Below are 13,182 nucleotides of genomic sequence, written 5' to 3' on the forward strand. Positions count from 1 at the left end.
AGGGATGCACAGCGTCCGTGCTCCTGTACCCCCCGACCCCTGTAGTGCCATGCCGAGAGATAGAAGAAGGCGATGACGAGAAAGCACGGACCGTTACGGCTGCTGGCGGCATTTGTCGCGGCAGTTCTCGTCGTGACCGTGGGGCCGCTGCAGCCGGTCTCCGCGGCCGGCGGGCCCAACCTCGCGGCCGGGAAGGCCACCGCCGCGAGCAGCACGAACTCCCCCTACCCCTCATCCAACGTCGCCGACGGCAACCAGGAGACCTACTGGGAGAGCTCCGGCAGCAGCTTCCCGCAGTGGGTCCAGGTCGACCTGGGCAGCGCCCAGAACGTCGACCAGGTCGTCCTGAAGCTGCCCTCCGCGTGGGGCGCGCGCACCCAGACCCTCTCGGTCCAGGGCAGCCTCGACAACAGCGGCTGGTCGACGATCGTCGGCTCGGCCGGGCAGAACTTCGCCCCCGGCAACGCCAACACCGTCACGCTGAACTTCGGCGCCACCAACACCCGGTACGTCCGCGTGAACATCACCGCGAACACCGGCTGGCAGGCCGCCCAGCTCTCGGCCCTCGAGGTCTACGGCGTCACGAGCTCCTCGGGCAACCTCGCCTCGGGCCGCACGATGACCGCCAGCAGCGTCTCGCAGAACTACGTCGCGCCCAACGCCAACGACGGCAACGCGAGCACCTACTGGGAGAGCAACAACAACGTCTTCCCCGAGTGGCTCCAGGTCGACCTCGGCTCCTCGGTCGGGGTCAACCGCGTCGTGCTGAAGCTGCCCCCGGCCACCGCCTGGCAGACCCGCACCCAGACCCTCGAGGTGCAGGGCAGCGCCAACGGCACGAACTTCTCGACCCTGGTGCCCTCCGCCGGCTACGTGTTCAACCCGGCCACCGGCAACACGGTCACGATCAACTTCTCCTCGGCCGCGACCACCCGCTACGTGCGGCTGAACATCACCGCCAACACCGGCTGGGCGGCCGGTCAGATCTCCGAGTTCGAGGTGTACGGCCCCACCGGCACGGGCGACACCCAGGCGCCCAGCGCCCCGGGCAACCTGACCTACACCGAGCCCGGCGGCACCCAGATCCGGCTCGCCTGGAACGCCGCCACCGACAACGTCGGCGTCACCGGCTACGACGTCTACCGGGGCGGCCAGCTCATCGCGAGCGTCGCGGGCAACGTGCTGACGTACACCGACAACCAGCCGGCCACCGCCACGGTGACCTACTTCGTGCGCGCGAAGGACGCCGCGAGCAACGTCTCGGGCAACTCCAACTCGGTCACCCGCACCGGCCAGTCGACCGGTGACACCCAGGCGCCGACCACCCCCGGCAACCTGGCCTACACCGAGCCCGGCTCGAACCAGATCCGCCTCACCTGGACGGCCTCGACCGACAACGTCGCCGTCACCGGCTACGACATCATCCGCAACGGCTCGGCCGCGGGCAGCGTCTCGGGCTCCACGCTGGTCTTCACCGACACCCAGCCGGCCACCGCCACGGTGACCTACCTGGTCCGGGCCCGCGACGCCGCCGGCAACGTCTCCGGCGACAGCAACTCGGTCACCCGCACCGGCAACAACCCCCAGCCCGGCACCAACCTCGCCACCGGCAAGGAGATGGTCGAGTCGGGCCACGTCCACACGTTCGTCGCGGCCAACGCCAACGACAACAACCTGGACACCTACTGGGAGGGCGCGTCGGGCACCTGGCCGAGCACCCTGACCGTCAAGCTCGGCGCCAACGCCAACGTCACCTCGGTCGTGCTCAAGCTCAACCCGTCGTCGGCGTGGGGCGCGCGCACCCAGAACATCCAGGTCCTGGGCCGCGAGCAGAGCGGCACCACCTACACCAACCTGGTGTCGGCGGCCAACTACACGTTCAACCCGAGCGCGCAGAACACCGTCACCATCCCGGTGACCGCGACCACGGCCGACGTGCAGATCCGGATCAACAGCAACACCGGCGCGCCCGGCGGCCAGATCGCCGAGTTCCAGGTGTTCGGCACCCCGGCCCCCAACCCCGACCTGGTCGTCACCTCGGCCACCTGGTCGCCCGCCTCCCCGGTCGAGACCGACTCCATCACGCTGTCGGCGGTGGTCCGCAACAACGGCAACGCCAACGCCCCCGCGTCGTCGGTCAACCTCTACCTCGACACCACCCGCGTCGCCACGGTGAACGTCCCGGCCCTCGCGGCGGGCGCGCAGACCACCGTGACCAGCAACATCGGCCCGCGTGACGCCGCCTCCTACTCGGTGAACGCCAAGGTCGACGAGGCCAACACGATCATCGAGCAGAACGACGGCAACAACGCCTTCGCCAACCCCACGGCCCTCGTGGTGCGCCCGGTCGACAGCTCCGACCTGGTCGCCGCGCCGGTGGCCTGGACCCCGAGCAACCCCTCGGGCGGCCAGACCGTCACCTTCAGCGTCGGCATCAGGAACCAGGGCACCGTCGCCTCGGCGGGCGGCGCGCACGGCATCACCCTTACCGTCCTGAACGACCAGGGCACCGTGGTCCGCACCCTCACCGGGTCGTACACCGGCGTCATCGCCGCCGGCGCGACCACCTCGCCGGTGAACCTCGGCACCTGGACGGCCGCCAACGGCCGCTTCACGGTCCGCGTCGTGCTCGCCAACGACGGCAACGAGCTGCCGGTCAAGCAGGCCAACAACACCACCAACAACGGCCTGTTCGTGGGCCGCGGCGCCAACATGCCCTACGACCACCTGGAGGCCGAGGACGCCGTCCGCGGCGGCGGCGCGGGCGTCGTCGGCCCGAACCGCATCATCGGCGACCTGGGCGGCGAGGCCAGCGGCCGCCGCGCCGTCACCCTCAACACCACCGGCGCGTTCGTCGAGTTCACCACCCGCGCCCAGACCAACACCCTGGTCACCCGCTTCTCGATCCCCGACGCGCCCGGCGGCGGCGGCATCAACGAGGAGCTCAACGTCTACGTCAACGGCGCCTTCCACAAGGCGATCAACCTGACGTCGAAGTACATGTGGCAGTACGGCAACGAGGCGAGCCCCAACAACTCGCCCGGCTCCGGCGGCCCGCGCCACATCTACGACGAGGCCAACATCTTCCTCGACGGCTCGTTCCCGGCCGGCACGAAGATCAAGCTGCAGAAGGACGCGGCCAACGCGACCAACTACGCGATCGACTTCATCAACACCGAGCAGGTCGCCCCGATCGCCAACCCCGACCCGGCGAAGTACGTCGTGCCGACCGGCTTCACCCAGTCGGCCGTCACCGCCGCGCTCGACAAGGCCCGCATGGAGAGCGGCTGGGAGGGCGTCTACCTGCCCGCCGGCGACTACCAGGTCGCCAGCAAGGTCAACGTCTACGGCAAGGCCATCAAGGTCGTCGGCGCCGGTCCCTGGTACACGCGCTTCTACGCCCCGACCAGCCAGGAGAACTCCGACATCGGCTTCGACGTCCAGTCGTCGGCCAACGGCACCTCCTTCAGCGGGTTCGCGGTGTTCGGCAACTACACCTCCCGCAACGACGGCCCCGGCAAGGTCTGGAACCTGACCGGCATCAGCAACATCTCGATCGACAACATGTGGATCGAACACCAGATGGTCATGGTGTGGGGCACCAACGTCAGCAACCTGCTGCTGACCAACAGCCGCGTCCGCAACATGTACGCCGACGGCCTGAACCTGACGAACAACAGCAAGAACAACACCGTCAGGAACATCGACGCCCGCTCCACGGGTGACGACGCCTTCGCCCTGTTCAACGCGATCGACATCGTCCAGGGCGACAACACGGGCAACCTCTGGGAGAACCTCTCGGTGACCACCCCGTGGCGTGCGGCCGGCCTGGCGGTCTACGGCGGCCAGAACAACACGTTCCGGAACATCTACATCGCCGACACGCTCTGCTACTCGGGCATCACGGTCTCCTCGCTCGACTTCGGCTACCAGTTCAAGGGTTTCGGCACCCAGCCGACCACCCTGGAGAACATCTCGATCATCCGATCGGGCGGCCACTTCTGGGGCGCGCAGACCTTCCCGGGCATCTGGATGTTCTCGGCCTCCAAGGAGTTCCAGGGCATCCGCATCAACAACGTGGACATCGTCGACCCGACGTACTCCGGAATCATGTTCCAGACGAAGTACAACGGCGCCGCCGAGTACCCCCACACCGACACGATCTTCAACAACGTCTCGATCTCCGGCGCCCAGAAGAGCGGCGACGCGTTCGACGCGAAGTCGGGCTTCGGCATCTGGGTCAACGAGATGCCCGAGCAGGGTCAGGGCCCGGCGGTCGGCTCGGCCACCTTCAACAACCTGACCTTCAGCAACAACTTCCAGAACATCAAGAACACGACCTCGACGTTCACCCTCAACATCAACTAGTCACCCGCTGAGCGGGCGCTGCCGCCGGAAGGCCAACCTCCGGCGGCAGCGCCTTTTCGTCTGGGTGTCCAGAGATTTCTGGAGGAGAAGTCATAGCGCGAAAGCCGGTTCAGTGAGTTGGTTTACCACGCATTGTGCTCGATGATGGCGAAAAGGAAAGATGCTAGTCGAGCTGAGACGACTTTATTTCGGTCGAGTTTAGTTCCGGGAAGGGAATCGGTATGTGGGAATCCAGCAGTGCCGTGAAGGGGGTTTCTTCGACGAATTTGAGTCTGATCGGCTCACCGGTGGAGCGGAACCGCAAGCCGAACGGTATCAGCTGTGGCTCCTCAAGGCCGGGAAGGCCGGATTTATCGATCTCTGAGGGACCGACCAGATCAAGCTCGTTTCCGTCTCCGTCCTCCATCACCGTTTGCTGTCTTCCATATCCGTCAAAGGTCGCCGACCGCTTCTTGTAGACGGTGGGAAGAAGCCCTGTCGCCCGCAGGTTCGACAAGGTTTGAGTTATGCTTGTGCACGCCTGCATGACCGCACTATGGTCGGGAAAGGTGGGGCGTGGATGACTTAAGCTGTTTCTTAGCCACGGGACGTTCCCGCCGACGAGGAGACCTTTTGTGGCCGTGAGGGTGTCGGCAATTTTCTCCCGACATTCTGGGTGAAGGTCGTAGATCAGGCGAGTGTGCAGGAACGGGAATATGTAGATCGGCGTGTGCTGGGTGGCGTGGGGTAGAACATCGTCTGGGCGTCGGACGAACTCTATGGTGGGTTCGGGGTCAGCGCAGATCTCGGCTGTCATGGCGAAGCCGTCCAGTAGCGATCCGAGAGAATTCTTGCCGTCTGTGCCGTAAGAGTATCCGGCGTGACTGTGCGCATAGTCGCCAAGAAGACGTTCGCTGAATTTGGTAGCCATTTTGGCCCGATATGTGAATCTGGCGTCACGCTTGGCCGGATAGTGATCAGAGAATAAGAGCCAGCAAATATAGTTTATGGTCTCGTGCAATAAGCTCTCCAGGGCGACGAACATTGTCACCCCCTGGCTGCGAACCCTTTCCACGGTGACTTCGTTGCGCGGAACTGCTTCTGATGAAGAGGCCTGGAATGCCAAGATGAATTTCTGCACTCTGGCATCGCTTGCCGGAGGGGGTGGTAACGGGGCGCCCAGCTTCCATAGGATGCGCTGAACTAGAAAGTCTTCACTCTCCTGATCCGTGGGTTGGACGAAGTGTCCTGCGCCCACGATAGCTATTGCTGCGTCCATGCGGTCTCTGGTTGCGAGCACCAAGGTCTTGATAGCTTCTTCGGGAGTGTTCTGCGACAAGTAGTTGTCGAGTTTCTCTATGTCGCCGACGCCCGGCTGCTGGCGTAGCAGCCATAGGAGTTCCTTGCGCCCGTGTCCGGAGTACAACTGCTGAATGAAGTTCTTCAATCTCAGGTAGGTAAGCTCCATCCTAGGTCTGAAGCGCACCCCGAGGCGGCTGGCTTCAGATCTCGAACGGAAGTATCCGTCCTCCGTGCGCCCGCGAATCGGATAGCGTGTTTCGCTCACCCCCATAGATATGTGACCGCTGTCGATCAGTTGTTCCAGATGCCGAATCAGTTGATCATTATTGACGCAGAGAAGTAGTTGCAGGCTCTCTGCCTCTGACGTGAGCCTTGAAAGCTCATCGGGGCTCTTCTTCGAAGCCCGGCGGCCTAACATCGTCTGCGTCTTGACCCGTATATTGTCTTCATTGGACATCAGCAAAGTCGACAACAGTGTTCGACGCTCGTCGGAGGTGAATCCGCTCATAAGGAGCCATGGCAGCCCCCAGTCATTTCCGGGCCTGTAATAGAACTGGTCTGGCATGCGGATGTCCATGAGTAGTTGCCTCAAGGAATAAGACAGCGGGGAGTCGACTCCAAGGGATGAATACACCTTGCCCGCGTCGGTTTCTCCCGTACGGAATTCGACGTGGTGGACACCTGGGCAGCCAGGATCACTGCATGAGACCTCAGGGCCATTGAGCACAGGTGGAAGGTGTCGCTCCTGCGGCCCCACGAGCATTCCGAACGGACCCACGATGACATCGGCTATCTGAAATACCCCTTGAGGCAGATGGTCCAGGACGCGAGTCGTGTCCGCATGGGAAATGAAGGCCTTGGGACTCTGGCCGTACAGTTCCCGGTAGACCGATTCCAATTCATCGCCGTGAACCCACGGGTAGCGAATGATCTTGTTGCGTATATCGGGGTCGATGGCCTGACGGAGATCCTCGAAGGAAGTGGCTTTATGGTCGATCAATAACTTGTCGCCGATAGCGAACGCTCCGAGCATCGCTGCACGTATGTCGGCGTCCGCGACGGCGGGGAAGCGAGCCGTGAGTTCGGCGAGGAGCTCCTCTCCGGAAGAGGTGAGCGTGACCGCGCTTTCAAGCGAACTGGGAAACAGATAGCCGTCCGGAAGAACGCAGCCTACCAAAAAGATGCTGGCTGCTCGGAGACGCTTCACATTCTGATCACCCGCGAGGTTCATCGCTGATCACTCTTTCGTGCGGTGACTTAAGGGGGTGTGATCATAGCTCAACTTCGGCTAAATGTCCGGCATGTCTGCTGCGTGAGGAGTGACACATCTACTGCACGCCATGCCATCCACAGGCCTTTGAGTTCGGGGCCAGAGATTGTGACGCTCTCAAAAGGCGTGCTTTCGCCGTCCAAATCCATCGCCCGAAGCCGTTCGGGGCATGCTCAGGCCAATAGCCGAGTCTCAGCAAGAGAACAAGAAGTGAGGTCAGTCCTCTAGATGGTTGAGGTGGGCGGTCATGCATTCACAGCACATTGGCGTACGAACTCAGTCCCACCAGAACGACCAGGCGTTCCGCCCCATGATCAGCTCGGCGTAGTCCTCCAGCGTGCCCGGCCCCTGCACGATGGTGTCGGGGCAGAACGTCCAGTGCTCGGCCGCCACGTGGACGGCGTGCAGCGGCGTCGTCGGCGGCGCGGCCACGCTCAAATCGAGGGTGTTGAAGCCGACCCCCACCACACGGGCCCCGAACCGCTCCTCCCACGAGCGCACGACCGCCGCCATGGGCACCGCCCACTCGTTGTGGTTCACCGCCCCCTGCCAGCCCATGACCGCCAGCGCGTCGGCGCCGCGGTCGGCCGCCACCAGGCCCAGCGGGGTGCCGTTGCGGGCCAGCTCGCGGGCGTACCAGTCGGCGACCACGTCGGGGTGGGCGACCGGCACGCCGGGCTCGGCCAGGCCGGGGGAGACCGGCCCGAAGGGCTCCAGATTGCCGATCTGGTCGTGGGAGGCCATCTCGACCCAGTCGGCCCACACCTCGTCCATGAACGCCTGGGCGTGGAACAGGTCGATGCGGTCGGCGTCGTCGGGGGCGATCTGGCCGACCGACCACGGCTGCACCGACTCCTCCATCAGCAGCGGCCACAGGCCCGAGGCGGGGTGCTCGGCCCGTAACGCCGACCACAACTCGCCGGGCACGGGATCGTCGCTCAGCCAGAACGCCGGCCGCCGGTGGGGGCGCCCGCGTTCGAACGTCGGATCGGGCCACACGGTCACGCCGGGAGGCAACTCCACGGTGAGCTCGCGCCGCACGCCGTCGTCGGCGAACAGCTCGCGGAGCTCGGGCGGCAGCAGCCCCTTTCTAACCGGCACGGCGGAAAGAATAGTTCACACGTTGTTCGTGCGGTTATCGTGTGGTCATGCCGGTTCCCCGACCTCTGCGGCCGGGCGACCCGCGGCAGGTCGGGAGCTACACGCTGACCGGCCTCATCGGCGAAGGCGGCCAGGGCACCGTCTTCCACGGCCAGACCGAGAAGGGCGAGCCGGTCGCCGTCAAAGTCCTGCACGCCCGCGTCTTCGGCAAGCGCGACTTCCACAACGAGGTCGCCGCCGCCCGCCGGGTGGCCCAGTTCTGCACCGCCCGCGTCATCGACGCCGACGTGACCGGCGAACGCCCCTTCATCGTCAGCGAGTACGTCGACGGCGAGTCGCTGGAGGCCCTGGTCAAGCGCGAAGGGCCGCGCGACGCCGGCTCCCTCGACCGCCTGGCCGTCGGCACGGCCGCCGCGCTGGCCGCCATCCACCGCGCGGGCATCGTGCACCGCGACTTCAAACCGGCCAACATCCTGCTCGGCGCCGACGGCCCGCGCGTCATCGACTTCGGCATCGCCCAGGTCGTGGACGCCGCCGGCACCGAGGCCAGCCGCGTGCAGGGCACCCCGGCGTACATGTCGCCCGAGCAGCTGGCGGGCCGCCGTCCGGGCCCGGCCTCCGACGTGTTCTCGTGGGGCGTCACGATGACGTTCGCCGCGACGGGGAAACCGGCGTTCGGCAACGACAGCATCCCGGCGGTGATGAACCGCATCGTCACCCGCGAGCCCGACCTGTCGTTCGTGCCCTCGCGCCTGCGCGGCGCGCTGGCGGCCGCTCTGGCCAAGGACCCGGCCGACCGCCCCACGGCCGCCGACCTGCTCGTGACGCTCGTGCACGCCCGCGACGAGGGCCAGCACGCCCGCGAGCGCGGCTCCCGCCGCCGCCTGATCCTCATCGGCGGCTCGCTGGGCCTGATCGCCGCCTCGCTCGCCACGGCGCTGGTGGTCCTGCCGCCGGAGCCGGCGGCCGAGCCCGTGGTCACGGTCTCGCCGATGAGCCGCCCGGTCGACGCCGCCTTCGGGCGGCCGATGGGCGCGCCCTTCACCGGCCACGGGGGAGAGGTGCTGTCGGTCGCCGCCGGGTCGCTCGGCGCGCGCCCGGTGGTCGTGTCGGCCGGCCGCGACGGCACGGTCCGCGTCTCCGACGCGGCGACCGGCGCCGCGATCGGCAGGCCGCGCCCGGTGAACGCCCTCAGCATCTCGTCGCTGGCCGTCGACGGCGACGTCGTGGTCTGCGGCGGCTACGGCGCCGGCGTGTGGCTGTCCGACCTGCGCTCGGGCCGCAAGATCGGCTTCGCCGCCGAGACCGGCGACGTGCTGGCCCTGGGGGTGACCCGGCTGGGCGAGCGCAGAGCCGTGGTCACGGCGGGCCCCGGGGCCGTCCGGGTGACCGACCTGTCGACGGGCCGCACCCTGCTGAAACTCGGCGGCGGCGCGACCGCGGTGGCGTTCACCATCCTCGAAGGCCGCGACGTCGCCGTCACGGCGGCCCTCGACGGCACGGCCGAGGTGTGGGACCTCCACTCCGGCGACCCCGTCGGGGCCCCGTTCCCCCTCCCGGGCGAGCTGCTGGCCGTCTGGTCGGACGTCGTGGTGACCGCGGCCCCCGACAACACCGTGCGCGCCTTCGACGCGGCGTCGGGCCGGCCGCTGGGCGACCCCTACCGAGGCCACACCGACCGGGTCAGCGCGCTCGCGACGACCGAACTCGACGGCCGCCCCGTGGTGGTGTCGGGCAGCTGGGACGGCACCATCCGCGTGTGGGACCTGACGACCGGCACCCCCGTCGGCCCGCCGCTGACCGGCCACCGGGGGTGGGTGACGTCGATCGCGGTGGCCATGGTCGAGGGAGCTCCCGTGGTGGTCTCCGGCGGCCGCGACGGAACGGTCCGCACCTGGCGGCTCTAACGCTCCAGCGAGGCGAAGACGATGACGTTGTCGGCGTAGTGACCCGCGCCGGCGTCGAACGCGCCGCCGCAGGTGATGAGCCGGAGCCGGGCGTCGGGGGAGGGGCCGTAGACGTCCCGGGTGGGGAACTGCTTCTTGGTGTGTGTACGCACCTCGTCGACCCGGAACGTCACGGTCCGCCCGTCCCTGGCCCTGACGAGGACGCGGTGTCCCGGCTTCAGCGTGCCGAGTTCGGCGAACACCCCCGGTCCCGTGGCGGAGTCCAGGTGCCCGGCGATGACGGCCGGACCGGGGTCGCCGGGGCGCACGCCGCCGGCGTACCACCCGGCGACCGCCGCCTTCTCCGGCGGCACCATGACGCCGCGGGCGTCGAGCCGCAGCCGCTCCAGCCGCGACCGCACCCCGATGGCGGGGATGACGACCTCCACCGGTTCGGCGTGCCTCGTCTGGGGCCTGACCTTCGCGACCTGGTTCTCGACCGGCCCCCACCCGGCCGCCGCGGCGGCCTCTCGATCGAGCGTGCCCGGCGGTTCGGCCCGGGCGCTCGCCGCGAGGACGGTGGGGGCCTCGGCGGGCGCACCCGGGGCGGTCGCCGAGCATCCGGCCGTCAGCAGCGCCGCGACCAGCATCGCCGTTCGTCTCATGGGGCGGTCGGACAGGTCACGTCGTGCGGCCCGAGGGGGTGCGGAGCCGTACCAGAACGGCACCGACGGCGAGCACGAGCGCGCCCGCGAGCCCGAACAGCCAGACCGGAACCCCGGTGGGCGCGAGCCCGCCCAGGCCGGTGTCGACGGCGCCCTGGGGCGTCACCCCGGGCGCGGCGGCGTCGGTGAGCGGCAGGAGCCGCAGCCCCCGCTTCCCGTCGAGCACGACGACGGTGTTGGTCGACCCGGGCGCGAGCCGCACGTCGGCGCTGGCGCTGTCGTCGCCCGCCGCGGCGGTGATCTTCTGCATGGCGGCGTCGACCTCGGTGTACTCGGGCGTGTCGGCGAACCGCAGGTCCTCCTTCAGGTCGCCCGCGGTGACCGTGAGGGTGCGTTCCTTCAGCGACGCGGCGATGACCCGCAGCCCCGCCTTCCCGTCGGGAAGTTCCATGGAGTCGTTGAGAACCTGCAGCCGGATGCTCTTGTACGGCCCCATCCCCGCCACCGTGTACGCCTGCCCGCCCTCGACCCGCACGTTGGCCGACAACACCGGCTGCGTGTCGGGCGCGGCCCCGGCGGGCCGCATGGCGACGGTGTACTGCCCCGCGCTCAGGTTCTGGTAGGGCGACACGCCGCCGTAGGGCACGGCGTCGAGCACGAGCTTGGCCCGGTCGCCGCCGAACGGATAGAGGTAGACGTCGACCGCCGGGGTGTCGGGCGACAGATGCGCCAGCCGGACGTGTCCGACCTGCGGCGCCGCCTGCGCCGGGGAGACGGCCAGGAAGATCAGCAGGAGGGCGCCGGTGAGTAACCGAGGGAGTTTCATCGTGCTCCGTTATGAGGACAACGAGCCGGTGGGGCTCGGCGCTGCGTACCGTATGCGCAGGATTGTTGACACTGCGTCGACCGGTCGAGCGATATTCACCTCAATGGGATGAAATCGTGACTCTTGTGCCTCAAGAAACCGGATGATCCCGGAAACCGACGCCTCGCTCGGCTCGTCGCCATCGACGGAGGAGATCTCGACCGTCCGGTACGGCACCTCCCGGGGGTCGCCCCCGCCGTCCTCGAACTCCCGAATATAGAGCCTGTGTGACGCGGCGAGCGCCGCCAGTGACACCAGGATCCGGGCGTCGACCTCCCCGCCGGCGAGCTGCCGGGTGGCCCGGGGCGTCGCGGCGAGCCGGGGATTGGCGAGCAGCTCGCGCCCGGCGTCCCGCCGATCGCGCTTGTCACGCTCCAGCGTCTTCGCGAACGTGCCTGCTCCTTGCGGGGTGACCCGCACGATCATGATGCTCCCGACGGTGGCGAGCGGCTCCGGCGCGGTGACCGGCTCCAGCCCCGGCCCGAAGAGCTCCCGCAACGCCGGGGTGAGCACCACGACGTCGGCGTTCAGGACCTCCTCCTGACCACGCAACGGCAACAACCGGGAGGGCTCGATCTGCCCGGCCAGCAGGGCGCACACCGGTGCGTCACACCCCACGATGCCCCTGACCTGCCGCGCCACCCAGGCGGCGGCCTGCTCCCGCTCCCGCGCCGCCGCGTCGATCTGGGGCACCTGCTCCGTCGGCGCGGCCACCTGCTGGACGGCCCGCGAGTTCACGAAGGCCCCCGCGACCAGGAGTCCGGCCGCCGCGAGCGCCAGGCCGCCGGCGGCACGCAACTGCCGCGCCGGAGGCAGGCCGAACAGCACCAGACCCCCAATTAGAGTTCGTCCCTTATGCGCTTACGTCATCACGGGAACACGCGCAGTGGCAAGACTCTAGCGGGTGGATTTAAAGCGATAAACGGGCATATGAAGGGTCGTGACGTGGTGGCGTCGCCTGGTCGGCGACCTCAAGGCCCGCAACCACCTCGACACGTATGCCCTCAGCCTGGTGGTGTTCTCCTTCGCCATTCTGTCGCTGCTGAGCGACGAGCTGAACGAGAACCTGCGATGGGCGGTCCTGCTGTCGGGCGTCGGCCTGCTCATCTACCGGCTGACCCTGGTGCCCGCGTCGCCGTCCCCCGTCGAGCTGCTGCACGACCGGACCGTCTTCGAAGAGGCCCCGCTGGCCCCGCTGCTGCGCGACGCCCGCGACGTCCGGGTCTTCGCGCCCTCGGCGGTGAACCTGCTGTCGCCGCAGACCTGTGAACTGCTGCGCAAGACCGTCCTGAACCGGCGCAACGGATCGGTGCGCGTGGTGGTGCTCGACCCGGCGGAGACCGCGGCGATCGCCATCGCCTCCCGCCAGCTCGACGACTCCCTGGAGTTCCCCATCCAGCGGCTCCCGCAATCGCTGGCGTCGACCCTCGAACGACTGAAACTGATCGCGGGATGGCGGACCGAGGGCGCCTTCTCCTATCGGCTGTTTCCGTACAACCCCGGCTTCTCACTGGTGCTCGTCGATCCGGAGACGCCGCATGGACGGGTGATCGTCGAGTTTCACGGGTTCCATAATCCGTCGACGTCGTCGCGCATGCATCTGGAGTTGGTGGCGGGGCGTAATGAGCGCTGGTATCGGTACTGGATCCAGCAGTTCGACCGGGTGTGGGAGGAGGCGTCCGCGCCGGAAATCTTGACGCGACGGGAAAAGCCGTGAGAGACAGTAATCGCGGAGGTACGTCAGGT

The 13,182-nt window shown here is 67.6% G+C and carries 8 protein-coding genes; 3 read left to right on the forward strand and 5 right to left on the reverse strand.

From position 1 onward, the window contains the following. Positions 1-72: 72 nt before the first annotated feature. On the forward strand, positions 73-4,368 hold the full coding sequence (locus tag AW271_RS01930; RefSeq protein ID WP_062330759.1) for a discoidin domain-containing protein: 4,296 nt from the start codon (positions 73-75) through the stop codon (positions 4,366-4,368). 163 nt (positions 4,369-4,531) lie between these two features. On the opposite strand, the gene AW271_RS39350 is transcribed toward AW271_RS01930, so the two are convergent. Together AW271_RS39350 and AW271_RS01945 are read right to left on the reverse strand one after the other, a co-directional pair. After that, positions 4,532-6,880 carry a hypothetical protein gene (locus AW271_RS39350; protein ID WP_157553855.1) on the reverse strand — a complete coding sequence of 783 codons (2,349 nt, stop codon included), beginning with the start codon at positions 6,878-6,880 and terminating at the stop codon, positions 4,532-4,534. Positions 6,881-7,195: 315 nt separating this feature from the next. Beyond that, on the reverse strand, positions 7,196-8,020 hold the full coding sequence (locus AW271_RS01945; RefSeq protein ID WP_062330769.1) for a DUF4253 domain-containing protein: 825 nt from the start codon (positions 8,018-8,020) through the stop codon (positions 7,196-7,198). 47 nt (positions 8,021-8,067) lie between these two features. Between AW271_RS01945 and AW271_RS01950 the strand changes: the two genes are divergently transcribed. Next, on the forward strand, positions 8,068-9,927 hold the full coding sequence (locus AW271_RS01950) for a WD40 repeat domain-containing serine/threonine protein kinase (RefSeq protein WP_157553857.1): 1,860 nt from the start codon (positions 8,068-8,070) through the stop codon (positions 9,925-9,927). On the opposite strand, the gene AW271_RS01955 is transcribed toward AW271_RS01950, so the two are convergent. The 3 genes from AW271_RS01955 to AW271_RS01965 are packed head-to-tail and all read right to left on the reverse strand — an operon-like array spanning position 9,924 to position 12,264. After that, positions 9,924-10,571 (reverse strand): class F sortase, encoded by a 648-nt coding sequence (locus AW271_RS01955; RefSeq protein WP_063817825.1) that lies wholly within the window; start codon positions 10,569-10,571, stop codon positions 9,924-9,926. The genes AW271_RS01950 and AW271_RS01955 overlap by 4 nt on opposite strands. Positions 10,572-10,587: 16 nt before the next feature. Beyond that, positions 10,588-11,397, reverse strand: coding sequence for a DUF4397 domain-containing protein (locus AW271_RS01960; protein WP_062330775.1), 810 nt, complete (start codon positions 11,395-11,397; stop codon positions 10,588-10,590). Between the two features lie 9 nt (positions 11,398-11,406). Next, positions 11,407-12,264, reverse strand: coding sequence for a hypothetical protein (locus AW271_RS01965; RefSeq protein WP_062330779.1), 858 nt, complete (start codon positions 12,262-12,264; stop codon positions 11,407-11,409). Positions 12,265-12,376: 112 nt separating this feature from the next. Here AW271_RS01965 and AW271_RS01970 point away from each other — a divergent pair, with 112 nt between their 5' ends. Next, positions 12,377-13,153, forward strand: coding sequence for a hypothetical protein (locus AW271_RS01970; RefSeq protein WP_062330782.1), 777 nt, complete (start codon positions 12,377-12,379; stop codon positions 13,151-13,153). Positions 13,154-13,182: the final 29 nt, after the last annotated feature.

This window comes from Herbidospora sakaeratensis (assembly GCF_001570525.1).
Classification (GTDB): Bacteria; Actinomycetota; Actinomycetes; order Streptosporangiales; family Streptosporangiaceae; genus Herbidospora; species Herbidospora sakaeratensis.

What these genes read in the sequence shown, in the direction of transcription:
- AW271_RS01930 (WP_062330759.1), top strand. Translation starts at nt 73, where the DNA reads ATGACGAGAAAGCACGGACCGTTACGGCTGCTGGCGGCATTTGTCGCG.
- AW271_RS39350 (WP_157553855.1), bottom strand. Translation starts at nt 6,880, where the DNA reads ATGAACCTCGCGGGTGATCAGAATGTGAAGCGTCTCCGAGCAGCCAGC.
- AW271_RS01950 (WP_157553857.1), top strand. Translation starts at nt 8,068, where the DNA reads ATGCCGGTTCCCCGACCTCTGCGGCCGGGCGACCCGCGGCAGGTCGGG.
- AW271_RS01955 (WP_063817825.1), bottom strand. Translation starts at nt 10,571, where the DNA reads ATGAGACGAACGGCGATGCTGGTCGCGGCGCTGCTGACGGCCGGATGC.
- AW271_RS01960 (WP_062330775.1), bottom strand. Translation starts at nt 11,397, where the DNA reads ATGAAACTCCCTCGGTTACTCACCGGCGCCCTCCTGCTGATCTTCCTG.